This window comes from Janthinobacterium sp. BJB401 (assembly GCF_013372745.1).
GTDB classification, from domain to species: Bacteria; Pseudomonadota; Gammaproteobacteria; order Burkholderiales; family Burkholderiaceae_D; genus Janthinobacterium; species Janthinobacterium rivuli.
Window position 1 is genome coordinate 117,582 of sequence record NZ_JABXFH010000010.1, and the last position, 25,940, is coordinate 143,521.

Here is a 25,940-nt window from a genome sequence, read left to right on the forward strand (position 1 = left end):
GAAACATGTCAACTTAGCGCGGCGCCATTTCGGCTACGTAGATTTCCACGCGGCGGTTGCGTGCGCGTCCCGATGCATCCGCATTCGAGGCGATCGGCTCGCGGGCGCCGCGGCCTTCCGTGACGACGCGGGTCGGCGAGACGCCGCGCATGGACAGGTAGTCGCGCGTATGGGCGGCGCGTTCCACCGACAGCGGTTCGTTGATGGAAGCGCTGCCCGTGCTGTCCGTATGGCCGATGATGCTGACCGTGGTGTTCGGGTTTTCGTTCAGGGTGGCGGCAAAGCGGTCGAGGATGGGGCGGAAGTTGCCCTTGATGTCGGCGCGGTTGGTGTCGAAGGAAATGTCGCTTGGAATTTCCATTTTCAGGCGGTTATCGGCCGTTTGCGACACTTGCACACCAGTACCCTGTGTCGCTTGTTCCATCGCGCGCTTCTGGTTTTCCATGCGGTTCGACCAGATATTGCCGACCACGGCGCCAGCTGCCGCACCCAGCAGGGCGCCGCCGGCCGTGCGGCCGCTGCTGCCGCCACCGGTGGTGCCGCCGATCAAGGCGCCCAGGCCCGCGCCAATGCCGGCGCCCGTGGCCGTGCCACGTTGCGTTGAGGACATATCCGCACAGCCGCTGGCGGCCAGTGCGATCACCAGCATGCCGATCAGGGATTTGGCGCCAGGGCCTTTTTTGAATGTTTCTTTCATGGATTTTCTCCTTGTTTTGTTATTGGGACATACCCAGGACTACCCGTACACGTTACTGCAAAATGGGCCTGCTTGCCAGCGCACGCAAAAGGGCGGCGCCCGTTCGCACGCGCACCGCCCCTCTGGCCAGTCAATTGGCCTCTATAAACCGCGCCCGCTGATCAGGCGCAGCAGCACCATGATCACGGCGACCACCAGCAGGATGTGGATGAAGCCGCCAATGGTATAGGAAGTTACCAGGCCCAGCAGCCAAAGAATAATGAGTACGACGGCGATTGTATACAGCATGATGTGTCCTCCGAGAGTAATGTGTGGATGACGGCGACTGCCTTGGCCTTGCAGGCGCTGGCGCGTGGCGCCGTCATCGGTTCTTGTCATTGCGCGGCGACCGGGTCGCTGAACGCTGATGCCATGACTAAGTGTCTACTTTGTTTCCCTTGCCTTCTGTACGCTGTCGTACACAAGGCTCAACTAGCGCGAGCGGTCGGCGTGTTCATCGGCCATGCCCGGCACCCATGCCAGCATGCCGGCCATGCCGACGGCGCCCGCCAGGCAGCTGACCATGCCGCCCGTCAACAGCAGCATGACGCCGAACACGGGACTGCCCGCTTGCGGCGCCAGGTCCAGCGCGCAGAAACCCAGCGCGGTGGCCAGCAAGCCGCCGCCAATCAATCCCAGCCAGATACTGTTGCTGCCTGTCTTGTCGTCTTGCATGGCTACTCCTTGATGACGTTTCGTTGAACTTTCCTGAATGCATCATCTCGCGCGACGGCAAGCTCATCTGTACGCCAACGAACATTGTTAAAAAGAAAACGCCCGGACAGGCCGGGCGTGTATTCAGTTTGCAACGCATCGCGGCGCTGCCGCTGCCTTGGCCAACTTAGCCGATGGCGCGCAAGCCGCCGTTGACGACGCGCACGCGGTCGCCCTGGCGCCAGTTCGGCGCGGCGCTCTGGTGTACGGTGCGTGTCTTGCCGTTATCCAGGCGCACGACGATGTTGTAGCTGCGCGTGGCGCGCACGCTGCCTTCGATCTGGTTGCCGGCCACGGCGCCGCCGACGGCACCCAGCACGGTGGCCAGCTGCTTGCCGTGACCGCCGCCGACCTGGTTGCCCAGCAAGCCGCCGACGACGGCGCCGCCGGCCGCGCCCACGCCGCTGCCTTCGGCGCGCGTATTGACTTCATGGATGGCTTCGATCACGCCACAATTGCTGCATACCTGCGGCGCCGGGGCGGCCGCATATTGTGGCTGTGGCTGTGGCTGTGGTTGCGGCTGGCGCACCGGCTGCTGCTGTGGTTGCTGTTGCTGCTGTGGCGGCAGGGCGGCCAGCGGCTGCGCGCCGGACGCTTGCAAGTTCGCTTGCGGCTGGTTCGCCTGCAGGTTGGCCATTTGCTCGGCCGAGGTGCTGGCCGCCAGCGGCTGGCTATCGCCCTGGGAGGAAGGCAGCCAGCCCATCAGGGCAGCCGTGCCGACGCCGCAAAACAGCAGGACGGCGACGGCGGCGGCAAGCACCAGCGGATGGAGGGATTTGGTGGTGGTGGTCATGGAAGGCTCCTTGGTTTTTTTAAAATAATAAAAAGGGTGATGCGTGTTCTGCGTGTTATTTGCGTCTGTTGCCAGTGTGCTGTGCCGCTTGCTCCGCTTCCGTGCGTCACCGTACATACAGGGCCGGTACTGCACCGTAGGCTAAGTAAAAATTATGTCGAGTTGTAACGACACCAAGGAAAAGCAATGCCACTAACGAACGCCAGCACGACCCTGTCCCGCGATACAGGCCGATCCGGCCTGGGGTCGCCTGCGGGCGCGCCTGACGCCGGCAACCGCTTGCTGGCCAGCCTGCCCGAGCACGATTTGCGGCACCTGACCGCGCTGTTCGATAGCGTCACGGTCGAGGTGGGCGAGGTGCTGTACGAACCGGGCCAGCCTATCGGCCACATCTATTTCCCCGGCGATTGCCTGATTTCGCTGCTGGCCGTGGCGGAGGGCCGCATGACCCTGGAAGTGGGCTCCGTCGGCCGCGAAGGCGTGCTGGGCGCATCCGTCGCGCTCGGTCATGACCTGGCGCAAGTGCGTGCCGTGGTGCAGCGTTCCGGCACGGCCAGCCGCATCGCGCGGGCCGACTTCTGCGCCGAGTTCGCCCAGCTCGAATCCCTGCAGCGTTTGCTGTACCGCTACACGGACACCCTGCTGGCGCAAGCCATCCAGATTGCCGTGTGCAGCCGCTTCCACGTGCTCGAAGCGCGCCTGGCCCGTTCGCTGCTGATCACGCGCGACCGCCTGCAGTCCGAAAAATTTCACCTCACGCATGAATTTCTCGCCCACACCCTCGGCGTGCGGCGGGTCGGCGTGACCAAGGCAGCCAGCGCGCTGCAACAGCAAAAACTCATCACCTACAGCCGCGGCAATATCGAGATTCTCGATTCTGCCGGCCTCGAAGCCGTTTCCTGCCGCTGTTACGAGCTGGTCAAGGATAGCGGCGCCATCGGCATGGCCAACGTCTTCGTCTGATTTCCTCAGAATAACTTTTCAATTTCATCAACGGAAGCCGGACGCAAAAAAGCGGGGCGGGCGCCTGCGCACCCACCCCGCTTTTCAGATAACGATTACTTCGGCTTGACCTGGTTACCGATCACGCCGCCGACGGCGGCGCCGCCGACTGCGCCGATGGCGCTGCCGCCCGTCAGCACGGAGCCGGCAACGGCGCCGACGCCAGCGCCGATGGCGGTGTTTTTATCCTGGCCGGACATGTTGGCGCAAGCAGTCAAGCTCAGCAGCAGAGCGGCAACGGAAGTGGTAGCGGCGATTTTTTTAATGATTTGCATGATAGTTCTCCTATGAATTCGGACCTCGTGGCGCCGGCATGGTATGGGCCGGTGAGACTTCGTATCGCCACGTCTTGGGTGTTTCAGGCACGATTACAGAATAGGATTGTGGCAAGGCAGGGTCTGTTCGGCAACGCACATAGGGGTGTAACAATTGTAATCGTGCACGGCTGCGTATTTCTCAATTGCTTTTGCGCGGCGCCTTGCCCGGTTTCGGTGCCACCGGTTTCACGCGCGCCTGGGCCAGCAGTGCCGCGCATTCGCTATCTTCGACGGGGCCGGTATTGACGAGCGGCAGCAGCGCCGCCACGGGCGCCACCACGGCCAGCGCCAGTGCGCCACCGGCGCGCAGGGCCAGCACGCCCTTGTCCACGCTCACGTCGGGCTTGCTGAACGTGCCATGCACATACAGGGGCGAGCGCAGCGAAAAGACGCGCAAGCCCTTGCTGTCCGGCCGCAGGGTCAGGTCCAGCCGTTCATCGGCCAGGTTCACCGTGCCATCGATATTCAGGACGGCGTCATCCGTGTCGACGATGAACTGGCGCGTGCGCATCAGTCCCTTGGTGACGGCGAAGTCGGCGGCCATGCAGTTCAGCCTGACCTGCTTGTCGCCAGACAGTTTGGCCAGCACGACACTGCCGATATTCAAGCCCATTTCTTCCAATAACAGTTTGCTGATGCTGCCCCGGTTGATCAGCGCGCGCACTTCGCCGTTCGAGCTGCCCAGCAGGGTGGCGACGGAATTGCCCGTGGCCGACAGCGATGCATCGCCATTGATCTCGCCCACGCTGGCCTGCAGGGCGGGCAGGCGGGGAAACAGTTGCTGGATGTGCAGATGGCGGGCGCTGGCCTTGAGTTCGGCCGCGATGCCGTTGGCGATAACTTTGCCGCTGCCGTCGAGCTTGATTTGCGACGTCAGGGTGCCGCCCGCCACGTTGAAATTCAGGGGCGTGAGCGAGAGCACGCCGTCCGTCAGCACCACATGCGTGTCGAGCTTGCTGATCGGCAGCTCGGCATCGCGCGTGATCTTGTCGGCCGTGTAGCGCACGTCGGCGTCCAGGCTGGTCCAGCGTTCCGTCTTGAAGGTTTCCACCGGCAGCACGCGGCCGGCCGGCTGCGTCGACGGCACGCCCCGCTCCTTCTTGCTGGCGCTGGAATCGGCGCCCACCAGCGGGCCGAGGTCGGAAAATTGCAGCAGGCGCGAATGGACTTCACCCGTCAGGCGCTTGCGCGGCGTGCTGGCGGAAAAGGCCAGCTTGCCACTGATGTCGCTGGAGCCCACCTTGCCGCTGAATTTGTCGTACACCCACTCGCCGCCGCGCGGCGCCAGGGTGCCCGTCAAATGGCCTTCCGTGCTGAAATGCGGCGTCTCCGGCAGCAGCACGCCCGTCAATGGATACAGGCGGGCCATGCTGGGTCCGGATAACTTCAGGCGCACGTCGAGCGCGGCCAGGTCTGTCGGGCGCGTCAGAGTGCCTTCGATGGCCACGCTGCTGCCGCTCGCGCGCATGTCGGCCTGGATGGGGAAGGGCGTGCCTTGCCGCTGCAGCGACAGCACGCCGCCCGCCTTGCCGCCGCCCTTGACGGTTTCGCCGCGGTAGGTGCCCGACAGCGTCCAGGCGATGCCGTAGCGCGCATCGTCCGCGATGGTGTCGACATCGGCGCGCATCGCCGTTTTGCTGACGCCATCGTTCAGATAGACGGTGCCCTTGCTGAAGACCACGCTTTGCAATTCCAGCTGCCACGGCGATGGCTGCTCCTGCTTGTCGAAGGTCCAGTTATTTTTGCCATCCTTGCTGCGCAGCAAGCGCACCTGCGGTGTGTCGAAGCGCAATTGCGGGATGATGATTTTCTTGTCCAGCAGGGCCAGCGGGTTGAGCGAGAACGCCAGCTGGCTGACGGTGGCCAGCTGCGCCTGGCCATCCGTGTCCGTCATCGCGCTCGGGTTGCCCAGGCGCACATCCTTGGCCTGCAGGTGCGGCCAGGGCAGATAGTCGCGCCAGGTTTTTTGCCCCGCGGTACCGGCTGGCTGATGCCACGTCAGCGCCAGGTCGCCGTCGATGGCGAATGGACGTCCCAGCGCGTCGCTGGCGCGCGCATTGAGCCAGGGCTTGGCGCGGTTCCAATCCATGTTCGACAGGACGATGGCGGCGGTGACGGGCAGGGCGATGAGCACGGCGGTGCTGGCGAGGGCGATTTTCTGACGGCGGGAGAGCGGCATAAGCTGATTCTTTCTGTACAAGTAGTTGCGATGCTACAGGAATCGCTCCAAGGCCGGGCCTGTTTCAGCTTTTGCTGGCGGACACGTGCGCTGGCGCACGTTGCCAATGCAAGTATTGTCGATTTCTTACCCTATGTGCGGCACCGAACGGATATGCGGGGAGCCGGAGCCTATAACGTCATACATCAAACGCAGTTCCTGATTCCAGATGCACCGCATCTAACCCTCACGCTTAACATTCTCCAGGAGAAGAAAAATGACAAACCGAGATTTCAAGATGTCCCCATTGGCCGCCTTGGCCGCCTGCGCCACCGCCGTTGTCCTGATGACGGGCTGCTCCAGCCTGAAAACGCCTGCCACGGCCGACGTCGCCGTGTCGCGCGCCGCCGTCGATAACGCCGCCAGCGCCGGCGCCGCCGACCTGGCACCCGATGAAATGCGTTCGGCCCGCGAAAAAATGCGCATGGCTAACCAGGCCTTGAAAGACCGCGACTACAAGATGGCGCGCGACCTGGCCGACCAGGCGCAAGCCGATGCCAAGCTGGCGCAAAGCAAGGCCAACTCGGCCAAGGCCACCAGCGCCGCCGATGAAATCAACGAGAACATCCGCGTCATGCGCGAAGAGCTCGACCGTGCCAATCAGCAAGCCCCAAAACAATAAGCCACAACAATAACTAATAACAGGACCCCATCATGAAAAAAGCTACTTACACCACCATTCCCGGCCTGCTGGCCATGGCCGCCTTTGTTGCAGCCTGCAGCTCCGCACCGACCACCACCAGCCTGCTCGACCAGACGCGCGGCGACTACATGGCGGCGCAATCGAACCCGATCGTGTCGACCTATGCACCACGCGAATTCCGCGAAGCGAGCGCTGCGCTGGAAGCGGCGAACGCGGCCGCCACGCGCCAGGAAGATAGCGAAAAAGTCGACAAGCTGGCCTACCTGGCCAAGCAAAAGATAGCCACGGCGCAGGAAGTCGCCAAGCAGAAGGCGGCGGAAGCCGATATCGCCAACGCCGGCAAGCAGCGCGATCAGTTGCGCCTCGATGCGCGCACGCAGCAGGCTGACCAGGCCACGGCCCGCGCCCAGTCGGCGCAAGCGGATGCGGAAGCGGCCAAGGCCCAGGCGCAAGCGGCCGAAGCGTCGGCCCGCGATGCGCAAGCCCGCGCCGCCGGACTCGAAGCGCAGCTGGCCGACCTGGCCGCCAAGAAAACCGAACGCGGCATGGTGATCACCCTGGGCGACGTGCTGTTTGGCACGGACAAGGCGAACCTGACGGCCGATGGCGCGAATACGGCGCGCAAGCTGGCCGACGTGCTGAAAAACAATCCGCAGCGCACCGTGCTGATCGAAGGCTTTACGGATAGCACGGGCGGCTCCGCGCACAACCTGGAATTGTCGCAACGCCGCGCCGAGTCCGTGCGCAATGCACTGCTGGAGCAAGGCATCAGCCGCGACCGCATCGCCACGAAAGGCTATGGCGCCGCCTATCCGGCCGCCGGCAACGACACGGCGGCAAACCGCCAGCTGAATCGCCGTGTGGAAATCGTCTTGTCCGAGGACAACACGGCCATTCCCGCCCGCCGCTAAGCCGCGTCAGTTGACGCGGCAGTAGAAAGGCAGCACCGGCCGAAGCTTGGCCGGTGGATACCCATGCAAGACTTGAAAGGAAACATCATGACCCAAACATCTGTTGAGATTCCAGCTGGCATCGATACGGCAGCCATCCGCGCCGCCGCCAAAAACCTGGACGACGGCGCCGTGACGGCCGGCTACCAGGCCGACCGCCAGGAGTTGATCACCCTGTTGAATGGGGCGCTGGCCACCGAACTGGTGTGTATTGCGCGCTATAAACGCCATTACTACACCGTCAGCGGGCGCGACAACGGCAGCATCAAGGCCGAGTTCCTGGAACATGCGCAGCAGGAGCAGGAGCACGCCGACTGGCTGGCCGAACGCATCGTGCAATTGAATGGCAAGCCAGATTTTAATCCTGCAACATTGCTTGCGCGTAGCCATGCCGAGTATGATGACTCCGAAGACGTGCAAAGTATGGTGCGTGCCAATCTGATCGCGGAACGGGTAGCGATCGAGTCGTATCGCCAGATGATCGTGAAAATCGGCGACAAAGACCCGACCACACGCCATTTGTTGATCAAGATCATGGCTGTCGAGGAAGAGCACGCCGATGATATGCGCGATCTGATGGAATAGTGTTTTTGAGTAAAGTAGGTATAGTAACTACATTCATCCACAGCTAAGGAGCTAAACCATGTTGGAAAACAATATCACCACCGTCAATAACGATGTCAAAACCCTGGTCAAGGATGCGCAAGCCCTGTTCAGCGCCGCTGCCGCCCTGACGGGCGAAAAAGCCGACGAAGTGCGCGTCAAGGGCATGAAAACCCTGGACGCCGCCCTGGCCAAGGCGCATGAAGCGCAGGCGTCGGCCATCGTTGCCACCAAGCAGATGGCTGCCCAGGCTGACGGCTATGTCAAGGAAAACCCATGGCGCACCGTGGCTGTCGCCGCTGGCGTCGGCGTGCTGGTCGGCTTCATCCTGGGCCGCAAGTAATCCACTGTCAGGAGCGATATGGACAAGTCTGCTTCGTCTCACCAGGGGCCGGGATTGATCGGCTCGGTTGCCGGCCTGGCCAAAAACGCCGTCGGACTGATGTTGTCGCGGCTGGAACTGGCCACCATCGAACTGTCGGAAGTGCGCAATCACATGCTGCAGCTGATTGTCATTTTCGCGCTGGCGACCGTGGCGGGCTTGTTTGCCATCGCTTACGGCAGCGTGCTGATCGTCTTCCTGGCCTGGGATAGCCTGGGCTGGAAGATCCTGGCGATCATGACGGTCGTGTTCGTACTGCTGGCCATCGCGCTGGTGATGTATGCGCGCGCCATGCTGCGTCAAGGAAAGCTGTCCATGCCGGCCACCATGGCGGAATTGAAGGCTGACCGCGACATGCTGATGTAAGCGGCCTCACGAGGAGAATTCATGTCGGAAAACGACAAACTGGCGGCGCAAGCCGCCCGCAAGCGCCTGCTGATCGCCCAGGGCGAAATGTACCGCGTGGGCATCGTGCATGCGCGCGCCAACGTGGGCTACGCATTGCGTCCCGAGTCGATGCTGCAGGGCGTGGTCGAGACGGCGGTCGGCTTTGCCGGCCACCGCGTCGAATCGCTGCTGGCGCCGGGCGGCATGCGTTTGCAAGGCGCCATGCCTTACGTGCTGACGGCGCTGTCCTTTATCGGACGCAAGAAACTGGTCAAGCCGGCCCTGGTCCTCGTGGCCGTTGCCGCCGTTGCCGCCAGCTGGCTGCGCCGCAAGCGCTGAACGCCAGCCGTGTTGCACAGGAACGCCGTCATTGACGGCGTTTTTTTTGCCCGTACCCAACGTCCGGCGCAGACAGGCGCAATCCCTTACAATGATTTACGCCGCACACGCGCGGCGGACAGAGGGCCATCTTGATGACGAATTCGAAGACACCGATCAATCAGTTAAATCCCTCGCGCCTGCGCATCGTGCTGGTGCTGCAGGGCGGCGGCGCACTGGGTGCCTACCAGGCCGGCGTCTACCACGCGCTGCACGAGCATGGCCTGGCGCCGGACTGGGTGGTGGGCACCTCGATCGGCGCCATCAATGCGGCCATTCTGGCCGGCAACAAGCACGAAGACAGGCTCGTGCGTCTGAAAGAGTTCTGGCAGCGCGTGGCGCACCGCGACAGCATCGACATGAACCTGGTCTCCGACCAGCAGCGCCGCTCGAACATCTGGCTGGCCACGCTCGATACGGTGCTGCGCGGCGTGCCCGGCTTCTTCAAGCCGCGCACCTTCAGCCTGTTTCCCGCTGGAATCGCCGTCAAGCCGGAAGAGGCGAGTTTTTATGACACCAGCGAGCTGGCCGGCACCCTCGAGGAACTGGTCGATTTCGATTACCTGAACCAGCCCGGCGGCATGCGCCTGACGGTCAACGCCCTGCGCGTCAAATGCGGCAGCCTCACCAGTTTTGACAGCCAGCAGCAACCGCTGACGGCCGACCATATCCGCGCCAGCGGCGCCTTGCCGCCCGGCTTTGCCGGCGTGCGCGTCGATGGCGATTTATACTGGGATGGCGGCCTGTACTCGAACACGCCGCTGGAAACCGTGCTCGACGACACGCCCCACGTCGACACCCTGGTCTTCATGGTGGACCTGTGGAGCTCGGAAGGGCCGGAACCGACCACCCTCGATGAAGTGCAGACGCGGCAAAAGGACGTCACCTTCGCGTCGCGCTCGAAGCGGCATATCGCCGATTACGTCAATACGCATACCTTGCAGCGCAAATTGCGCGAACTGTACGCCGGCCTGCCCGACACCAAGCACAACCGCCAGCAGACGCAAGAGCTGGTGGCGCTGGGCTGCGACAGCACCATGCACATCGTGCGCCTGCCGTACGCGGGGCGCGACTGGCACATGGCGGCCAAGGACATCAATTTCTCCAAGGGCTCCATCGAGTGGCGCTGGGAGCAGGGCTACCAGGATGGCTTGCGCGCAATCAAGGCTGCCGGCTGGCTGGCTTTTGTGACGGAAGACACGCCGCTGGTGGTGCACGAGTTGCCGCCATACGAACGCGACGCTGCCTGATCGTCACTGCGGATGCGCGGCCTCGCGCAGTTTTTCCGCGTTCGCCATATCTTGCCGATACGTGTCTTGCGCGTCCTTCAGGCAACTGGCGCGCGCGGCGGATGGTTCCGAACGGCAGGCTTTTTTGGCCTCGGCCAGGGCGGCGGCGATTTCCTTGCGCAGGGTGCGCAGCTGGGCTTGCGCCGTGCTGTCTTCCTGGTACCAGCGTTGCGGGTCGCCCGGTTGCGGCGCGGCCGTCTGGGCCAGCGCGAATGGCGCCAAGCTGCAGGCGAACAGGGTGGCCAAGAGTGTGTTGTGGATAGTCATGATATTTCCTCCTTGAAATAAAAAAGGCGCCGTAGCGCCTTTTTTTACAACCTGCCCGTCAGTAATAGCAGGATCAGTATCACTACGACCAGGCCGGCGATGCCGCTGGGGCCGTAACCCCAGTTGCGGCTATGCGGCCAGGTGGGCAGGACGCCGACCAGGGCCAGGATCAAGATGATCAGAATGATGGTGCCCATGGTATCTCCTTGTTGGTGCATGGTCCGGCGCAGGCTTGCGGACAAGCCCGGCCAGCGGATTAATAGCGGTAGACGCGGCCGTCAACGACGCGCACGCGGTTGCCCGGGCGCAAATCATTCGCATTGTCCTGCACCACGGTGCGGTATTCGCCGTTGTCGAGGCGTACGCTGATCTGGTAAGCCTGCGCTTGCTGCCTGCGGCCTTCGACCTGATTGCCCACGACGCCGCCGGCAACGGCGCCCGCCACGGTGGCGGCTGTGCGTCCGCCGCCCGAGCCGATGGTATTGCCCAGCAGGGCGCCGGCGATGCCGCCGACCACGGCGCCGGCGCCGCTGGTTTGTCCGCCACCCTGCACGATCTGGATGGAGTCGACGGTGCCGTACATGGCCGATTCAGGCTGGTTGGCCGGGTAATATTGTTGTGACTGGGAAGGACCGGTGGCGCAACCGCTGAGTGCGGCGGTGGCGGCGAGCATCAGTGCAGCCAAGGTGGCGTTGGTTTTCATTTTATTCTCCTGACGAGGTGAGGGTGTAGTGCCATCTTAGTCATGCCCCTGTTTCCGGTCTGTACGCTGCCGCACGTAGTTATTTGCTGCCAAAAATGGTATTTTTTACCGTGGCGATCCATCAAAACGTTGTTATTTATCCCTGTATCCCTTCCGCTTTCAAAATAAATTACTTGTGTACGGCAGCGTACAGAAGAGAGGCGGCGATCCACGTAAAACGGTAGTCATGCCAAGCAGACATGCTTGCTACCACCAGGGAGAAACACAATATGAACAAGAATAAGCTTTTCACCGCCATCGTCGTCAGCCTGGCATGCGCCGCCTGGGGCGGTCAGGCCGTGGCGGCCACGCCGGAAGCGAAAGCAGCCTACAAGGCGGCCAATGAGCAGGCGGGCCTGAACTACAAGCTGGCACATGCCGAGTGCGAAAAAATCACGGGCAACCCGAAGGATGTCTGCGTCGCCGAAGCGAAAGCCGTGCGCGCCTACGATGAAGCGGTGGCCCAGGCGCAATACACGAATACCCTGCGTGCCTACACCAAGGCGCGCATCAAGATTGCCGATGCGAACTACGACGTCGACCTGACGCGCTGCGATGCGCTGACGGGCAACGACAAGGATGTCTGCGTGAAGCTGGCCAAGTCCACCAAAGTGGCGGCCCTGGCCGATGCCAAGGCGGACAAGAAAGTCATCGAAGCGCGCAGCGATGCGCGTGAAGCAAAAAGAAAAGCCGAGTACAAGGTCGCGACAGAAAAATGCGATGCATTAGCCGGCGCAGCCAAGGATGACTGTATCAAGGCTGCAAAAACCCAGTTTGGCTACTGAGCTCCCTCCGGCGCGCAGTCACCACACTGGTATAAGAAGCTCATTGTGAGCACATTGATTGACCACTCCTAAGGAAAAAACCATGAAATTCACTAAATCTATCGCTACTGGCCTTTTCATCGCTTCCCTGTTCGCCGTTGCAGGTTGCGCTTCGACCCCAACCAAAGAAGGCACGGGCGAGTACATCGACGACGCGGCCATCACCACCAAAGTGAAAGCCAGCATCTTCAATGAGCCTACCCTGAAATCGACGGAAATCAACGTTGAAACCTTCAAGGGCGTGGTTCAGCTGAGCGGCTTCGTGGCCCAGCCGTCGGATGCCTCCAAGGCAGGCGAAGTCGCCCGTGGTGTCAAGGGCGTGAAGTCGGTCAAAAACGACATCCGCGTCAAGTAATGGCATGACCTGCCGCAGCGGCCAGCCCCACGGCTGGCGCTGCGGTCCACCACCGACCGTCGCGGGAATCGCATGCATATCCAGCCTAAAGATACCCCGCCCGAGCCGGTGGCGGCTGCTTCCACCGAGCCTGCCGGGCCACCTCCCGGCACGCCTGTGGAGCACCCCGATTCATCCTTGCGTTTGCCGCTGCACGTCAATGCGCGCGGCTTGGCGCTGGGCATCATCGCCACCGTCAGCTTCATTTATGCGCTGCAGTGGGCACAGAAATTCCTCATTCCCGTTATTTTCGGCATTTTCATTGCCTACACCCTCAATCCCGTCGTCGCCTGGCTGGAAAAGCTGCGCCTGCCGCGCGCCATCGGCGCCACGGCCGTCACGGCCCTGATCCTGTTCGGCTCCCTCGTCGTGGTCGAGCGCGTGCAGGGCGAATTCGAATCCATCGTTGAAGAATTGCCGGCCGCCACGCATAAGCTGTCGCGCCTGATCGCCGCCAATACGGGCGGCAAGAACAGCACCTTCCAGAAGATGCAGGCCGTGGCCAATGAAATCGAGCAAGTGGCCGCCGGCGCCGAAGCGCGCCGCAACAACCGCCGCGCCGCCGCGGCCGAGGCGCCCAATTTCAAGATCATGGACTGGGTCTGGGCCGGTTCGCTGGGCCTGGTGGGCTTTCTCAGCCAGGCCACCATGGTCATCTTCCTCGTGTTTTTCCTGCTGCTGTCGGGCGACACCTTCAAGCGCAAGCTCGTCAAGCTGACGGGGCCGTCGCTGAGCCGCAAGAAGGTCACCGTGCACATCCTGGAAGACATCAATACCTCGATCCAGAACTATATGTTCATGCTGCTCGTCACGAATGGCTTGCTGGCCGTCCTGATGTGGATCGCCCTGCGCGTGATCGGCCTGGAAAATGCGGGCGCCTGGGCCATCGTGGCCGGCTTGCTGCACATCATGCCGTATTTCGGCCCCTTGCTCATCACCATCGCCACGGGCCTGGTGGCCTTTTTGCAGTTCGAATCGCTGGAAATGGTCTTGCTGGTGACGGGCACGTCGATGGCCATCGCCACCCTGGTCGGCACCTTTGTCACCACCTGGATGACGGGGCGCATCGCCCGCATGAATCCCACGGCCGTGTTCATCAGCCTGCTGTTCTGGGGCTGGCTGTGGGGCGTCTGGGGCTTGCTGCTGGGCGTGCCCATCATCGTCATCGTGAAAGTCGTCGCCGAGCGCGTGCAGGGCATGGAAGTGGTGGCGGAATTGCTGGGCGAGTAGTTTGCTACAACGCAAGAAAAACGGCACCCGCGGGTGCCGTTTTCGCATGTGTAGCGAGGGAATCAGGACTGGTGGCGTTTCAATATCTTGACTTGCACGTCGCCATCGTCCGTCTTCGGCATATCCTTCATGCTGCCCAGCTGCAGGGCGAACTGGCGCGTGAATTCAGCGCCCAGGAAGAAGATTTGTGCCGAGTAATACACCCACAACAGCAGGGCTACCAGCGAACCGGCCGCGCCATAGCTGCTGGCCACGCCGCTATTGCCGATATACACGCCAATTGCATACTTCCCCAATGAAAACATGAAGGCCGTGCCGACGGCGCCGATCACCACGTCGCGCCAGGACAGGCGCACGCGCGGCAGCATTTTGTAGATGACGGCAAACAGGCTGGCGATGACGGCAAAGCCGATCAGGTTCGACAGGATGGTAAACAGCACGGCCGTGTCCTTCCACACGCCTTCCCAGAAGTTGGCGAGGATGGCCATGGCCGCGTTGACCACCAGCGACACCATCAGCAGGAAGGCCAGCACCAGCACCAGGCCGAAGGACAGCAAGCGCGTGCGCAGCATGTCCCAGGCGCCCGCTTCCTTCAATGGCGGCACTTGCCAGATTTCATCGAGACTGGCTTTCAGCTCGGCAAACACGCTGGTGGCGCCAAACAGCAGCAGGGCGCTGGCGATGAGGGTGGCGATGCGCCCCTGTTCATGGTTTTTCGCGCCGGCCAGCACCAGCTGGATGGCTTCGGCGCCCTGTGTGCCCAGCAAGCCCTGCAGTTGTCCCATCAGCTCGCCGCGCGCGGCGGCCGGGCCATAGAAAAAGCCGGCGATGGCAATCACCAGCACGAGGATGGGGGCGATGGAAAACAGGGTGTAGTAGGCGAGGGCGGCGCCCTTGCTTGAGGCGCGGTGTTCCAGCCATTCGGTGACGGAACAGACGATGACGCTGCGCATCTGCTTGCTGAACGGCGCCAGGCCAGCCAGCTTGGGATAGCGGGTAGAAATATTCATGATGGCTTTCAATGCAAAAAAGGGGCGCGAGCCCCTTTTTTTATTCACAAGTGGCGTACCACTGTTGAGCTTACTGCACGCGGCGTTCGATGGTGATTTGTTCCACTTCAACGCGGCGGTTTGGTTCCAGGCACTTGATCAGGTCGGCACGTTTCTTGTTGTCGCAGGTGACGACAGGATTGGTGGAGCCCTTGCCTTCGGCCGTCAGACGGTTAGCGGCGACACCATGACCGACCAGGTATTCCTTGACTGCATCAGCGCGCTGCTGCGACAGTTTCAGGTTGTACTTGGGCGAACCGATGCGGTCGGCATAACCACTGATGACGACGTTGTTGACGTCTGGTGCGGCGTTCAGCACGCGGGCGATTTCGTCGAGCTTGGTCTGTGTCGGGCCCAGCTTGGCGCTGTCGAACGCGAACAGTTCCGTTGCCGCCATCGTCACTTTTTCAAAGCGTGCTGGCGGTGGCGGCGGTGGTGGCGGCACGACCACGACGACTTCTTCACGCGCTGGCGGCGGTGGCGGTGGTGGCGGTGGTGCAGCTGGTTTGTCGAACGCGAAGTTCAGGCCCACGGTGACATAGTAGTTGTTGGACTTGCTGCTCGGGTCGAACGTATTGCCGCGCAGGAAACCGTGCACATTGCGGATGTCAGCCTGGAACGACAATTGATCATTGATCGTGGACTGGAAGCCCAGACCGACGCTGGCGTAAGGCGAGCTCTTGCTGCGTTCGCCGAAAGCGAAGCTGGTGTCCTTGTCGCGCTGCATGCCGGCACCAACGAGCAGGAAGGGGCGGAAAGCTTTGCGCGAGAACATGTACAGACCGTCTACGCCCAGCGTATTTTGCTGGTAGCGCTGACCGCCATCCTTGGAGCGGGCATACGTGGTGCCCAGCTGGATATCCCAGTCCGGCGAAACGGGTTTACCGAAACGCAAGCCTGCGCCATAGCCGGTTTTATCCGTGGCGAAGTCGGAATCTGGCTTGAGTGCGTTGAGGCTGGGTTGAATGTACCAGGAGGGATTGATTTCCTGGGCCTGTGCGCCGAGGGCGGAGCACAGTACTGCGGCGGCAACGGCGATTTTTTTTAGATTATTCACAAGTAACTCCCAACGTTGATAAGAGATTTTCTCTACTGCATCAATGCGACAACTGCCAGACATGCTATTGCTAGAGATAGACAGCAATTCCAGGTGCGCTTTCTTGCGATAAATGCACTGCTGTTGGAGTAGAGAATACGGTTGCAGGTTCAAGTGGTCGGTGCGATAGCGCACAAAGCATTGCGGTATATCAATGGTGTTGCAGATTCACGACAAATACTTTGGTGTTGAAAAAAACTAATTCGCCTCGGCAAACTTTTGCAATCACGGCCACATCCTGGCGCCGCGACTGGAGGCAATCGTACGACTTGTTACCAGCGTGCCACTGTATATTAGCAACAATGATGAGCTTGATAACTAATATTACATTGATGTTGTATTCCCGCCGCGTTCGCTTGCTTTGCCGGGCTTCTCTCGGGCAACTTTTGCGCGCAGCAGCCAGCTCCGCCACTTTTCATCAAGGAGTCACCTGTGCCTGACCACCCCCGTGCTGTTTCTTCCCCGCCATTTGGCAAAATGGGCCCGCTATGTCTGTTGCTGTCGCTGGGCATGGCTCTGCCGGCCTGGGCCGATAGCGGCGTGTCCCTGTTTTCACCGAGCGGCACGGTCAAGGCCGTGCGCCAGGTGCGGGCTCAGTTCGCCACGCCGATGGTGCCGTTCGGCGACATGGGCTTGCCCGCGCCGTTCGCCATCGATTGCGGCAAGGCTGAACCTGCCGTCGTGGCGGGCGCGGGGCGCTGGGCTGACGAGCGCAACTGGAACTACGATTTCGAGCGCGACTTGCCGGCCGGCGTGGCGTGCAGCTTCACCTTGAAGCCGGGCCTGAAGGACCAGGCCGGCAAGCCCTTGCAGGGGACGGCGTCGTACCGTTTCACCACGGGCGGCCCGGCCATCGTCGAGGCCGTACCGTATGACGGCCAGCCGTATATCGATGAGAACCAGATCTTCGTGCTGGGCCTGGACGCTGCGCCAAACGAGGCCAGCGTGGCCGCCAACGCGTATTGCCGCGCCGACGGCATCAATGAAAAGATTCCCGTGCGCCTGCTTAAAGGCAAGGAGCTGGAGCAGGTATTGACCCTGCGCAAGAGCTTTCTCGACCGCTACCTGACCGTGTATTTCAAGAAGCGCGGCACGGTCTGGAAAGTGGGCATGCCCGTCGCCAGCAAGGGCGCGCCGCCGCTGCCCGTCACCGTGCTGCAATGCAAGCGCAGCTTCCCCGCCAACGCCAAGGTGTCGCTGGTGTGGGGCGAAGGCATCGCCAGCGCCAGCGGCATCGCCACGGACAAGGCGCAAACGCTGCAGTTCAAGACGCGTCCCGACTTCACGGCCAAATTCAGCTGCGAGCGCAGCAATCCGAAGGAACAGTGCATCCCGTTCCTGCCCATGCGCGTGCAGTTTTCCGCGCCCGTGAGCGCGGCGCAGGTGCGCGCCATGAGCCTGAAGGGCGGCGGCAAGACGTATGCGCCGACGATTTCAAAAGAGGAAGAAAAGGCCGAGTTCCTGTACAGCGCCGCCTTCAACGGCCCCTTTCCCGTGCAAGCCAGTTTTGTCCTGAGCCTGCCGCCGAAGCTGACGGATGACGCGGGCCGCACCTTGCTCAACCGCGCGCGCTTTCCCATGACGGTGCGCACGGGCGAACAGCCGCCGCTGCTCAAATTCCCGGCCCCGTTCGGCATCATCGAAGCCAAGGGCGACGGCTTGCTGCCCGTCACCGTGCGCAATATCGAACCCGTGCTGTCGGGCAAGGAAGTCGCGCAGCCATCGGCTGCCGCCACGGGCGCCACCTTGCGCGTGCCCGACAATGACGACAAGTTCATCATCGAGTGGATGCAGCGCCTGGCCGGCAATGGCGACGGCGGCGAATACTGGCAGCCGTACGCCCAATATGCTGGCAACATGAGCAAATCCGTGCTGGCGGGCGCGGCCGGCACGCGCCCCATCAGCCTGCCGCGTCCCGATGGCAAGAAAACCTTTGAAGTGATCGGCATTCCGTTGCAAAAACCGGGCTTTTACGTGGTCGAGCTGGCCAGCCCGATCCTCGGTAAAGTATTGCTCGGCAAACCGACGACGGCCTACATCCGCACGGCCGCGCTGGTGACGAATCTGGCGGCCCACTTCAAGCATGGCGCGCAATCGTCGCTCGTGTGGGTGACGTCGCTCGACAAGGGCGCGCCTGTTGCGAAAGCGCAAGTGGCCGTGCGCGACTGCGCCGGCAAGTTGCTGTGGCAAGGCGCCACGGGGGCGGACGGCGTGGCGCACATTCCCGGCGAGCTGGCCAATTCCAGCTGCAAGAACAATGGCCGCTACTTTATCAGTGCGCGCAGCGGCGGCGACATGACGTTCACCCTGTCGGACTGGGTGGGCGGCATCGAAGCCTGGCGTTTCAATTTGCCGACCGACGATACGCGCGCCGACAACACCCTGCTGGCGACGGTATTCGACCGCACCTTGCTGCGCGCCGGCGAAACCGTGCACATGAAGCATTTCATCCGCAAGCACACGGGCGAGGGCATGAGCCTGGTCGACAAGAACAACGGTCCCGGCAGCGCCACCTCCGTCGTCATCACGCACCAGGGCAGCGACCAGAACTATCAATTGCCGCTGCGCTGGTCCGCCAGCGGCTCGGCGGAAAGCGACTGGGTCATTCCCGCCGACGCCAAGCAGGGAGAATACAGCGTGACGATGGCGGGACGCCCGTCCGGCAGTTTCCGCGTCGAAGCGTTCCGCGTGCCGACCATGAAAGCCGTGCTGCAAGGGCCGAAAGCACCCGCCGTGCAGGCGAAGCAGCTGGCCCTCGATGCGCAAATCACGTACCTGGCCGGCGGCGCCGCCACGAATGCGCCCGTCAAGCTGCGCACGGTGCTGCAAGATAAGAGCGTGACGTTTGCCGACTATCCCGACTATAGCTTCAGCAATGGCGACGTGAAGGAAGGTCTTGTGAAACAAGGCACGGGCTATGACGACGACGAGGGCGAATGGCAGGACGAAGGCCATGGCGCGGCTGGTGTCGGTGCAGCTGCTGCGCGGACGCAAAGCTTGAGCCTGGACAAGGCGGGCGGCGCGCGCATCGTCATCGACCAGTTGCCGCAGCTGTCCACGCCGCGCGACCTGGTGGCGGAAATGGCCTTCCAGGATGCGAATGGCGAGACGGCTTCCGTTGCCACGAGAGTGCCGCTGTGGCCGTCAAACTATGTGATCGGCATCAAGCCCGATGCATGGGCCTTGAGCAAGGATGCCTTCAAGTTCACGGTGGCCGTGCTCGGCACGAATGGCAAGCCCGTGGCGAATGCCCCGGTCGCCGTCGACTTCTTCCAGCGCAACAGCTATTCGCACCGCCGGCGCCTGATCGGCGGCTTCTATGCGTATGAAAACAGCAGCGAAGTGGTCAAGCTGGGGCCGGCGTGCTCGGGCAAGACGGATGGCAAGGGCTTGTTGATGTGCGACGTGAAAGCGCCCGCCAGCGGCAATCTGGTCTTGCGCGCCAGCACGCAGGATGCATCCGGCAACGCGGCCGTCGCCAACCGCGAAACCTGGGTGGCCGGCAGCGGCGACTGGTGGTTCAACGCCAGCGACAATGACCGTATCGATGTGCTGCCGGAAAAGAAACGCTATGAACCGGGCCAGGAAGCGAGCTTGCAAGTACGCATGCCGTTCCGCGCGGGCACGGCCTTGATCACGGTCGAGCGCGAAGGCATTCTCGACACCTATGTGCGCCAGCTCAATGGCCGGGAACCAGTGGTCAATATCCCGGTCAAACCGAACTACGCACCGAATGTATACGTGTCCGTGTTTGTCGTGCGGGGCAGGGTCGATGGCGTGCAGCCGACGGCCTTGGTCGACCTGGGTAAGCCAGCTTACAAGATGGGCATCGCACCGCTGAACGTGGGGTGGCAGGCGCATGAACTGAACGTCATGGTGGTGTCCGACAAGGAGGTATATAAAACGCGGGACAAGGCGGAAGTGTCCGTGCGCGTGCGCCGCGCCGATGGCAAGCCGTTGCCGGCCGGCGCCGAAGTGGCGCTGGCGGCCGTCGACACGGGGCTGCTGGAACTGATGCCCAACGATAGCTGGAAATTGCTCGACACCATGATGGCGCAGCGCAGCCTGCAGGTGGAAACGGCGACGGCGCAAATGCAGGTGATCGGCAAGCGCCACTTCGGCCGCAAGGCCTTCCCGGCCGGCGGTGGCGGCGGCAAGGGCGCGAGCCGCGAATTGTTCGACACCTTGCTGTTCTGGAAGGGCACCGTCAAGCTCGACGCCAAGGGCGAAGCCACGGTGCAAGTGCCGCTGAACGACTCGCTGACGGCGTTCCGCATCGTCGCCATCGCCAGTGCCGGCAAGGAATTGTTTGGCACGGGCAGCACGGATATCCGCAGCTCGCAAGACTTGATTTTGATGTCGGGCTTGCCGACGCTCGTGCGCGAAGGCGACCAGTTGCGCGCCGGATTCACGGTGCGCAACACCTCGGCCGCGTCCTTGAGCGTGGACCTCAACGCCAGCGCGGCCGGCAAGGCGCTGCCGCGGCAGAGCTTGAGCCTGGCGGCGGGCGAAGCGCGCGAAGTGGGGTGGGATTACCAAGTGCCGCTCGGTGCACAAACGGTCATGTGGGAAATCAGCGCGAAAGCGGGCAGCGGGCTTGGCAACACCTCCGATAAACTGAAAATCACGCAAAAGGTGGGCCAGGCCACGCCCGTGCGCACGTATCAGGCCACCTTGCAGCAGATCGACAAGCCCGTCAATATGTCCGTGCAAATGCCGGCCGGCGCCTTGCCGGGCCGGGGCGGCATCCAGACCAGCTTTGTCGCCAAGCTCGGTGGCGAACTGCCCGGCGTGCGCGAGTACATGGCCGCGTATCCGTACACCTGCTTCGAGCAAAACACGTCGAAAGCCATCGCCCTGCAAGACCAGGACGCGTGGAACAAGCTGGCCGCCAGCCTGCCCGCCTATCTGGACAGCGATGGCATGCTGAAATACTTCCCCATCATGGAGCAGGGCAGCGACAGCCTGACGGCGTATGTGTTGTCGGCAACCCGGGAAGCGGGCTATGCGATTCCCGAGCAGACGAAAAACCGCATGGAAGCAGCCTTGACGGCCTTCGTGCAAGGCCGCATCGTGCGCCGTTCCACGCTGGATACGACCGACCTGGCCGTGCGTAAACTTGCTGCGCTGGAAGCGCTGTCGCGTTCGAACAAGGTGCCGCCCGATGCGCTGGAGAGCATCAGCATCAACCCGAACCTGTGGCCTACCTCGGCCGTCATCGACTGGAGCTTGTTGTTGCAACGCACGCCAAGCCTGGCGCGCCGCGATGCGCTGCTGGCCGAGGCGCAGCAGATCCTGCGTTCGCGCCTGAATTTCCAGGGCACGACCATGGGCTTTTCCACCGAGCGCAAGGATAACTGGTGGTGGCTGATGGTCTCGGGCGACGTCAACGCCAACCGCCTGCTGCTGGCCGTGATGGACAACCCGGCGTGGAAAGATGACATCGGCCGCCTCGTGCGCGGCAGCATGGGCCGGCAGAAAAAGGGCCGCTGGGATACGACGGTAGCCAACGCCTGGGGCACGCTGGCGATTGCCAAGTTCTCCGCGAAGTTCGAATCCACCCCCGTGACGGGCGCAAGCGCCGTCAAGCTGGGCGGCGATACGCAAGCGCTCGTGTGGAATGGCGTGGCGAAAGTCGGCCCCGTGCTGCAGGCGTGGCCGAAGGGCACGGATACCCTGGGCCTCGCGCACAGCGGCACCGGCAAGCCTTGGGCCACCGTGCAAAGCCTGGCGGCCATCCCGCTCAAGGCGCCCGTGTCCAGCGGTTACACGATCAAGAAAACCATTACGCCGGTGGAACAGAAAGCGACAGGCCAGTGGTCACGCGGCGATGTCTACCGCGTGCGCCTGGACTTGTCGGCGCAGGCGGACATGAGCTGGGTGGTGGTCGACGACCCGATTCCGGCCAGCGCCACGGTGCTGGGCAACGGCCTGGGCCGTGATTCGCAGCTGATGACGGCGGGCGAAAAATCCACGGGCTGGGTCTGGCCCACGTTCGAGGAACGGGCTTTCGACGCCTTCCGCGCGTATTACGCGTTTGTTCCGAAGGGCAGCTGGAGCGTGGAATACACGGTGCGCCTGAACAATGCAGGTGACTTCAGCCTGCCGGCCACGCGCATCGAAGCCATGTATTCGCCCGAAATGTTTGGCGAGTCGCCGAACGCGAATGTGAAGGTGGGGCAGTGAGGAGTGTCATTGTTGTCATGGGCTGCCTGCTGGCCGGCCCCGTCTTCGCCGAGGCGGTCTTGACGCCGGCCCAGGTGCAAGCCGCCTACCGCAGTTCGGAAGCACAATTGCTGGACCGCAGCGGCGCACCGCTGCAATCGTTGCGCGTGGACATGAAGGTGCGGCGCTTGCCATGGGTGCCGCTGGCCGATATCTCGCCGGCCGTGCAGCAAGCCGTGCTGCTGGCGGAAGACCAGCGCTTCATGCGCCATGGCGGCGTGGATGTGTCCGCGCTGGCCACGGCCGCCTGGGACAATCTGTTTTCAAAAAAGCCCCGGGGCGCTTCGACCATCACCATGCAGCTGGCGGGCCAGCTCGATGCGGATTTGCAGGCGTCCTCGGGCGGACGCAGCCTGCGCCAGAAATGGGATCAGATGCGCGCCGCCCAAGCCATCGAGGACAGCTGGAGCAAGGCGCAGATTTTCGAAGCGTATTTGAACCTCGTCTCGTTCCGCGGCGAACTGCAAGGCATCGCGTCCGCCTCGTACAGCCTGTTCGGCAAGGCACCGTCGGGCCTGAACCAGACGGACGCCATCATCCTGGCCAGCCTCGTGCGCGCACCGAACGCGCCGCCGGCCACCGTCACGCGGCGTGCCTGCGCGCTGGCCAAAGAGTGGCGCATGGACAGCAGTTGCCAGCTGATCGGTCAGCGCGTGCAGACGGCCCTGCAGCGCAACGCGTTGTATGCGGAGCTGGCGCCGGCGCCGCAAGTGGCGCAGCAGCTGCTGAAGCAGCCGGGCGCGCAAGTCGCCAGCACGCTCGATGGTCCCTTGCAGCGCTTTGCACAGGAAAATCTGCGCCAGCAACTGGCGTCCTTGCGCGAGCGCAATGTCAACGATGGCGCCATCATCGTGTTGGATAACCGCAGCGGAGAAATCCTCGCCTATGTGGGCAATGCGGGCGGCAGCCACGTCGATGGCGTGACGGCTCTGCGCCAGGCCGGTTCCACATTAAAACCGTTCTTGTATGAACTGGCCATCGAGCGCCGCTTGATGACGGCCGCGTCCGTCATGGACGACTCGCCGCTCGACGTCGCTACGGCGTCCGGCATGTATGCGCCGCAAAACTACGACCGCAATTTCAAGGGTTACGTCAGCGCCCGCACCAGCCTGGCCAGCTCCCTGAACATTCCCGCCGTGCGCACGGTGCTGCTGACGGGGCAGGACGGGTTCTACAACCGCCTGAAGGACGTGGGCCTGTCCAGCCTGACGGAACCTGCCGAATACTACGGCCCTTCGCTGGCGCTGGGCTCCTCTGAAGTAACTTTGCTGGAACTGGCCAACGCCTACCGCGCGCTGGCCAACGGCGGCTTGTACAGCACCGCCAGCCTGCAGCCGGGGCAGGCCGGCAAGGACCGGCGCCGTGTGATGGAGCCAGGCGCCGCCTTCATCGTCGGCGATATCCTGGCCGACCGCGCCGCGCGCAGCATGACGTTTGGCTTGCGCAACGAGCTGGGAACAAATTTCTGGAGCGCCGTCAAGACGGGCACGAGCAAGGACATGCGCGACAACTGGTGCATGGGCTACTCGGCGCGCTACACGGTGGGCGTGTGGGTGGGCAATTTCGACGGCAAGCCCATGTGGGACGTGTCGGGCGTGACTGGCGCCGCGCCCGTCTGGCGCGACGTGATGGATTACCTGCACAAGAACGTGCCCAGCCATGCCCCTAAAGCGCCGCCCGGCGTGTTGCAGCAGATGGTGGCCTACCAGCCCGCGCTGGAAGCGCCGCGCCGCGAATGGTTTATCACCGGCACGGAAAGCCCCGTCATCGCCGTCTTGGGCGACACCGTGAAGCCGCCCGCCATCATGTATCCGGCCGAGGACAGCATCCTCGCCATCGACCCCGACATCCCGCCCGCCCTGCAGCGCGTCTTCTTCCAGGCGCAGGGCAGCCGCGACTTGCGCTGGGTGCTCGACGGCAAGGACATGGGCGCTGCGCTTGACAGCATCAGCTGGCGCCCCGTGCCGGGCAAGCACGCGCTGGCCCTCGTCGATGATGCTGGCAAGACGGTGGCGAAGGTGGCGTTTCAGGTGCGGGGGAACGCCTTGGCGCCGCTTGCCGCGCACTGAGATCAGTTCGCCGGATAATTCGCCGGGTCGATGGCCGGCGTGACGTAGTGCCGCAGCACATCGCCGCCGTGCGGATGCTTTTGCGTGCGGCGTTTTTCGTCCGACGGCGGGCTGACCAGTACGATGGTCGCTTCGTCCGGGTTGCGCAGGTTCACCACGGCGCTGACGCCGCCATCGCGGTAGCTGCCCATCACGCCGATGGCCATCTGCACGAACAGGGTGGCCGCGCCCGTGTTGCCCAGGCGCTGGTCCGTGTCGATCCACTGCGCCGTATTGCCGCTGTCGAGTTCCGTGCCGCCATCTTCCGCATGGCTCAGCAAGGTCTTGTGCAGCGCCACCAGCTGCGCCTGATTGCCACCGGTGGCGGCGACCAGGCGCGCCGGGGCAGCGGGGCGCTCGGCTTCCGGCAAGCTGCGCAAGGCTTGTTGCCAGCCCGCCTGCAAGGCTTGCTCGCGCTGATCGCGCCGCGTCAGGGGCTTGCCGTGCTCATCCGTCATCCTGACAAACGTGGGCCGGTGGATGAAACCGAAGGTCGGCAGGCGGTCCAGCTGCGCCAGTTGTTCCTTGTTGAAGGGCAAGGGAAACCAGGGCGTGGGTTGCCAGTCTTTGGGCGGTTGGTAGGTCTTGTGCTGGAGCCTGTCGAGCATGCTGAAGCTGCCCGTGCCGCGGATATCGGAGCGCTGCGCGAATTGCGCGGCGACGGGGAGCCATTCGGCGATTGAGGGCTGACGCTGGGTGAATGCACTCGGGTCTTCTTTTTTGTCTGGATGGGGCACTGCTCGCATCAATTTGTCATAGGCCAGATACAGGCGCCGCGCCACGCCGTAGGTGTTGAGGTCATCGACGCTGTCCTCGGGCGGCGCATCGTCATATGCAAACTTCCGCACGGCGTCGATGCGCTCACGCCGGGCCAGCACAAAGAGGGCGGAGGTGTCGGGCATTTCGGGGATGTAGCGGCCGTCATGTGTGAGCGGCGGAGAGTTGTCAGGACTGTACAGGTCGCGCGTGGGCATGCTGTCTTCGGAATTGAGCACGATGTAAGGCACGTCGGGATGGGCATCGAAAAAGGCAAATACCTCTTCCAGGATGCGGTCCGGATGTTCGCTCAGGCGGCGTGGACCACTGGCGAACAGATGCCAGTGCAGACCGGATGACGCGGCGCCACCGGCCAGGCCTATGGCTGGTGAGTCGGGGCTGTCCAGCATGCGCGAATTGAAGATCGGTGGCTCAGCATTGAAAACGGGGACGCCGAAATACATGGGAGTATCCCTCGCCCCATTCTCCAGCGTGTCGCCGCCGCGGCCACCTGCTATCCCAGCTCTTTGCATGGCGTCCCAGGTGTATTTTTCCTTGTCCTGTTCGCGGATGCTGGCATAGGCATTTCCCTGCTGCAGCGCTTCCCACAGCTTGCCTTGGCGATACTTGTCCAGAGTGACGCCGAGACCGATGACTTCCAGCACATATTCCCGCTTGTCCTGTTCGCTGGGCGCCGCTTGTTGCACTTGCGGCTGTGCGATGGCCACAGGCTTGGACGAATGCAGCCAGCGAGAGCCGAGCAATGTAGCCGCGACGATGGGCGGGATCAGCAACAGCCATTGCAGGTGGTGCCATAATTTACTACGCATCGTGGAC

At 62.8% G+C, this 25,940-nt stretch carries 25 protein-coding genes; 13 read left to right on the plus strand and 12 right to left on the minus strand.

Features of this window, described 5'->3' with window-relative positions:
• Nucleotides 1-13 precede the first annotated feature (13 nt).
• The 4 genes from HWE17_RS09545 to HWE17_RS09560 form a co-directional block, all read right to left on the minus strand.
• Complete coding sequence (locus tag HWE17_RS09545) at nucleotides 14-697, minus strand: OmpA family protein (RefSeq protein ID WP_235211818.1); 684 nt, start codon at nucleotides 695-697, stop codon at nucleotides 14-16.
• A gap of 141 nt (nucleotides 698-838) precedes the next feature.
• On the minus strand, nucleotides 839-985 hold the full coding sequence (locus tag HWE17_RS09550) for a lmo0937 family membrane protein (protein ID WP_010396376.1): 147 nt from the start codon (nucleotides 983-985) through the stop codon (nucleotides 839-841).
• A 183-nt stretch (nucleotides 986-1,168) separates the two neighbouring features.
• Nucleotides 1,169-1,411 carry a hypothetical protein gene (locus HWE17_RS09555; RefSeq protein ID WP_035826237.1) on the minus strand — a complete coding sequence of 81 codons (243 nt, stop codon included), beginning with the start codon at nucleotides 1,409-1,411 and terminating at the stop codon, nucleotides 1,169-1,171.
• A 166-nt stretch (nucleotides 1,412-1,577) separates the two neighbouring features.
• Nucleotides 1,578-2,243, minus strand: coding sequence for a glycine zipper 2TM domain-containing protein (locus HWE17_RS09560; protein ID WP_176388614.1), 666 nt, complete (start codon nucleotides 2,241-2,243; stop codon nucleotides 1,578-1,580).
• Nucleotides 2,244-2,429: 186 nt separating this feature from the next.
• Here HWE17_RS09560 and HWE17_RS09565 point away from each other — a divergent pair, with 186 nt between their 5' ends.
• Nucleotides 2,430-3,206: a Crp/Fnr family transcriptional regulator gene (locus tag HWE17_RS09565; protein WP_255206177.1), complete on the plus strand. Its 777-nt coding sequence runs from the start codon at nucleotides 2,430-2,432 to the stop codon at nucleotides 3,204-3,206.
• A gap of 95 nt (nucleotides 3,207-3,301) precedes the next feature.
• Here the strand turns inward: HWE17_RS09565 and HWE17_RS09570 are convergent, their stop codons facing one another.
• Together HWE17_RS09570 and HWE17_RS09575 are read right to left on the minus strand one after the other, a co-directional pair.
• Complete coding sequence (locus HWE17_RS09570) at nucleotides 3,302-3,520, minus strand: glycine zipper 2TM domain-containing protein (protein WP_077401543.1); 219 nt, start codon at nucleotides 3,518-3,520, stop codon at nucleotides 3,302-3,304.
• 181 nt (nucleotides 3,521-3,701) lie between these two features.
• Nucleotides 3,702-5,741, minus strand: coding sequence for an AsmA family protein (locus tag HWE17_RS09575; protein ID WP_176388615.1), 2,040 nt, complete (start codon nucleotides 5,739-5,741; stop codon nucleotides 3,702-3,704).
• A gap of 256 nt (nucleotides 5,742-5,997) precedes the next feature.
• Between HWE17_RS09575 and HWE17_RS09580 the strand changes: the two genes are divergently transcribed.
• From HWE17_RS09580 to HWE17_RS09610, 7 genes are all read left to right on the plus strand, one after another.
• Entirely contained in the window at nucleotides 5,998-6,402 is a 405-nt protein-coding gene (locus tag HWE17_RS09580; RefSeq protein ID WP_051959496.1) for a DUF4398 domain-containing protein, read from the plus strand.
• Nucleotides 6,403-6,434: 32 nt separating this feature from the next.
• Nucleotides 6,435-7,334: an OmpA family protein gene (locus HWE17_RS09585; protein WP_034758945.1), complete on the plus strand. Its 900-nt coding sequence runs from the start codon at nucleotides 6,435-6,437 to the stop codon at nucleotides 7,332-7,334.
• Between the two features lie 87 nt (nucleotides 7,335-7,421).
• Nucleotides 7,422-7,958: a bacterioferritin gene (locus HWE17_RS09590; protein ID WP_099402792.1), complete on the plus strand. Its 537-nt coding sequence runs from the start codon at nucleotides 7,422-7,424 to the stop codon at nucleotides 7,956-7,958.
• A 58-nt stretch (nucleotides 7,959-8,016) separates the two neighbouring features.
• A complete protein-coding gene (locus HWE17_RS09595) occupies nucleotides 8,017-8,319 on the plus strand; it encodes a YqjD family protein (RefSeq protein WP_035826246.1) in 303 nt (100 codons plus the stop codon).
• 18 nt (nucleotides 8,320-8,337) lie between these two features.
• Nucleotides 8,338-8,724: a phage holin family protein gene (locus HWE17_RS09600; protein WP_034758936.1), complete on the plus strand. Its 387-nt coding sequence runs from the start codon at nucleotides 8,338-8,340 to the stop codon at nucleotides 8,722-8,724.
• A 21-nt stretch (nucleotides 8,725-8,745) separates the two neighbouring features.
• The gene (locus HWE17_RS09605; RefSeq protein ID WP_035826249.1) at nucleotides 8,746-9,084 is read left to right on the plus strand and encodes a hypothetical protein; all 339 of its coding nucleotides are present in this window, start codon (nucleotides 8,746-8,748) and stop codon (nucleotides 9,082-9,084) included.
• Between the two features lie 134 nt (nucleotides 9,085-9,218).
• Complete coding sequence (locus HWE17_RS09610) at nucleotides 9,219-10,373, plus strand: patatin-like phospholipase family protein (protein WP_035826254.1); 1,155 nt, start codon at nucleotides 9,219-9,221, stop codon at nucleotides 10,371-10,373.
• A gap of 3 nt (nucleotides 10,374-10,376) precedes the next feature.
• On the opposite strand, the gene HWE17_RS09615 is transcribed toward HWE17_RS09610, so the two are convergent.
• The 3 genes from HWE17_RS09615 to HWE17_RS09625 are packed head-to-tail and all read right to left on the minus strand — an operon-like array spanning nucleotide 10,377 to nucleotide 11,382.
• Complete coding sequence (locus HWE17_RS09615; protein ID WP_176388616.1) at nucleotides 10,377-10,679, minus strand: hypothetical protein; 303 nt, start codon at nucleotides 10,677-10,679, stop codon at nucleotides 10,377-10,379.
• A gap of 44 nt (nucleotides 10,680-10,723) precedes the next feature.
• Nucleotides 10,724-10,876, minus strand: a complete 153-nt coding sequence (locus HWE17_RS09620; protein WP_010396415.1) for a DUF3309 family protein — start codon at nucleotides 10,874-10,876, stop codon at nucleotides 10,724-10,726.
• Nucleotides 10,877-10,935: 59 nt separating this feature from the next.
• A complete protein-coding gene (locus tag HWE17_RS09625; RefSeq protein ID WP_034786328.1) occupies nucleotides 10,936-11,382 on the minus strand; it encodes a glycine zipper 2TM domain-containing protein in 447 nt (148 codons plus the stop codon).
• A gap of 269 nt (nucleotides 11,383-11,651) precedes the next feature.
• Here HWE17_RS09625 and HWE17_RS09630 point away from each other — a divergent pair, with 269 nt between their 5' ends.
• From HWE17_RS09630 to HWE17_RS09640, 3 genes are all read left to right on the plus strand, one after another.
• A complete protein-coding gene (locus HWE17_RS09630) occupies nucleotides 11,652-12,206 on the plus strand; it encodes a hypothetical protein (RefSeq protein ID WP_035826256.1) in 555 nt (184 codons plus the stop codon).
• A gap of 82 nt (nucleotides 12,207-12,288) precedes the next feature.
• Nucleotides 12,289-12,600, plus strand: coding sequence for a BON domain-containing protein (locus tag HWE17_RS09635; RefSeq protein WP_035826258.1), 312 nt, complete (start codon nucleotides 12,289-12,291; stop codon nucleotides 12,598-12,600).
• Between the two features lie 177 nt (nucleotides 12,601-12,777).
• Entirely contained in the window at nucleotides 12,778-13,869 is a 1,092-nt protein-coding gene (locus HWE17_RS09640; RefSeq protein WP_099402586.1) for an AI-2E family transporter, read from the plus strand.
• A 62-nt stretch (nucleotides 13,870-13,931) separates the two neighbouring features.
• Here HWE17_RS09640 and HWE17_RS09645 read toward each other — a convergent pair whose 3' ends face one another.
• Nucleotides 13,932-14,879 carry a YihY/virulence factor BrkB family protein gene (locus tag HWE17_RS09645; RefSeq protein ID WP_035826263.1) on the minus strand — a complete coding sequence of 316 codons (948 nt, stop codon included), beginning with the start codon at nucleotides 14,877-14,879 and terminating at the stop codon, nucleotides 13,932-13,934.
• A 70-nt stretch (nucleotides 14,880-14,949) separates the two neighbouring features.
• Nucleotides 14,950-15,975, minus strand: coding sequence for an OmpA family protein (locus HWE17_RS09650; protein ID WP_035826268.1), 1,026 nt, complete (start codon nucleotides 15,973-15,975; stop codon nucleotides 14,950-14,952).
• Nucleotides 15,976-16,491: 516 nt separating this feature from the next.
• Between HWE17_RS09650 and HWE17_RS09655 the strand changes: the two genes are divergently transcribed.
• A complete protein-coding gene (locus HWE17_RS09655) occupies nucleotides 16,492-22,200 on the plus strand; it encodes an alpha-2-macroglobulin (RefSeq protein ID WP_176388632.1) in 5,709 nt (1,902 codons plus the stop codon).
• 17 nt (nucleotides 22,201-22,217) lie between these two features.
• The gene (pbpC, locus tag HWE17_RS09660; protein WP_176388617.1) at nucleotides 22,218-24,308 is read left to right on the plus strand and encodes a penicillin-binding protein 1C; all 2,091 of its coding nucleotides are present in this window, start codon (nucleotides 22,218-22,220) and stop codon (nucleotides 24,306-24,308) included.
• 2 nt (nucleotides 24,309-24,310) lie between these two features.
• On the opposite strand, the gene HWE17_RS09665 is transcribed toward pbpC, so the two are convergent.
• Nucleotides 24,311-25,933: a DUF2875 family protein gene (locus HWE17_RS09665; protein WP_176388618.1), complete on the minus strand. Its 1,623-nt coding sequence runs from the start codon at nucleotides 25,931-25,933 to the stop codon at nucleotides 24,311-24,313.
• Nucleotides 25,934-25,940: the final 7 nt, after the last annotated feature.

Excerpts from the sequence above, each read along its gene's own strand:
- HWE17_RS09655 (WP_176388632.1), top strand. The coding sequence starts at position 16,492 with ATGGGCCCGCTATGTCTGTTGCTGTCGCTGGGCATGGCTCTGCCGGCC.
- HWE17_RS09630 (WP_035826256.1), top strand. The coding sequence starts at position 11,652 with ATGAACAAGAATAAGCTTTTCACCGCCATCGTCGTCAGCCTGGCATGC.
- HWE17_RS09610 (WP_035826254.1), top strand. The coding sequence starts at position 9,219 with ATGACGAATTCGAAGACACCGATCAATCAGTTAAATCCCTCGCGCCTG.
- HWE17_RS09625 (WP_034786328.1), bottom strand. The coding sequence starts at position 11,382 with ATGAAAACCAACGCCACCTTGGCTGCACTGATGCTCGCCGCCACCGCC.
- HWE17_RS09570 (WP_077401543.1), bottom strand. The coding sequence starts at position 3,520 with ATGCAAATCATTAAAAAAATCGCCGCTACCACTTCCGTTGCCGCTCTG.
- HWE17_RS09575 (WP_176388615.1), bottom strand. The coding sequence starts at position 5,741 with ATGCCGCTCTCCCGCCGTCAGAAAATCGCCCTCGCCAGCACCGCCGTG.
- HWE17_RS09560 (WP_176388614.1), bottom strand. The coding sequence starts at position 2,243 with ATGACCACCACCACCAAATCCCTCCATCCGCTGGTGCTTGCCGCCGCC.
- HWE17_RS09545 (WP_235211818.1), bottom strand. The coding sequence starts at position 697 with ATGAAAGAAACATTCAAAAAAGGCCCTGGCGCCAAATCCCTGATCGGC.
- HWE17_RS09645 (WP_035826263.1), bottom strand. The coding sequence starts at position 14,879 with ATGAATATTTCTACCCGCTATCCCAAGCTGGCTGGCCTGGCGCCGTTC.
- HWE17_RS09605 (WP_035826249.1), top strand. The coding sequence starts at position 8,746 with ATGTCGGAAAACGACAAACTGGCGGCGCAAGCCGCCCGCAAGCGCCTG.
- HWE17_RS09590 (WP_099402792.1), top strand. The coding sequence starts at position 7,422 with ATGACCCAAACATCTGTTGAGATTCCAGCTGGCATCGATACGGCAGCC.
- HWE17_RS09585 (WP_034758945.1), top strand. The coding sequence starts at position 6,435 with ATGAAAAAAGCTACTTACACCACCATTCCCGGCCTGCTGGCCATGGCC.
- HWE17_RS09665 (WP_176388618.1), bottom strand. The coding sequence starts at position 25,933 with ATGCGTAGTAAATTATGGCACCACCTGCAATGGCTGTTGCTGATCCCG.
- HWE17_RS09615 (WP_176388616.1), bottom strand. The coding sequence starts at position 10,679 with ATGACTATCCACAACACACTCTTGGCCACCCTGTTCGCCTGCAGCTTG.
- HWE17_RS09550 (WP_010396376.1), bottom strand. The coding sequence starts at position 985 with ATGCTGTATACAATCGCCGTCGTACTCATTATTCTTTGGCTGCTGGGC.
- HWE17_RS09635 (WP_035826258.1), top strand. The coding sequence starts at position 12,289 with ATGAAATTCACTAAATCTATCGCTACTGGCCTTTTCATCGCTTCCCTG.
- HWE17_RS09580 (WP_051959496.1), top strand. The coding sequence starts at position 5,998 with ATGACAAACCGAGATTTCAAGATGTCCCCATTGGCCGCCTTGGCCGCC.
- HWE17_RS09565 (WP_255206177.1), top strand. The coding sequence starts at position 2,430 with ATGCCACTAACGAACGCCAGCACGACCCTGTCCCGCGATACAGGCCGA.
- HWE17_RS09555 (WP_035826237.1), bottom strand. The coding sequence starts at position 1,411 with ATGCAAGACGACAAGACAGGCAGCAACAGTATCTGGCTGGGATTGATT.
- HWE17_RS09600 (WP_034758936.1), top strand. The coding sequence starts at position 8,338 with ATGGACAAGTCTGCTTCGTCTCACCAGGGGCCGGGATTGATCGGCTCG.
- pbpC (WP_176388617.1), top strand. The coding sequence starts at position 22,218 with ATGGGCTGCCTGCTGGCCGGCCCCGTCTTCGCCGAGGCGGTCTTGACG.
- HWE17_RS09595 (WP_035826246.1), top strand. The coding sequence starts at position 8,017 with ATGTTGGAAAACAATATCACCACCGTCAATAACGATGTCAAAACCCTG.
- HWE17_RS09620 (WP_010396415.1), bottom strand. The coding sequence starts at position 10,876 with ATGGGCACCATCATTCTGATCATCTTGATCCTGGCCCTGGTCGGCGTC.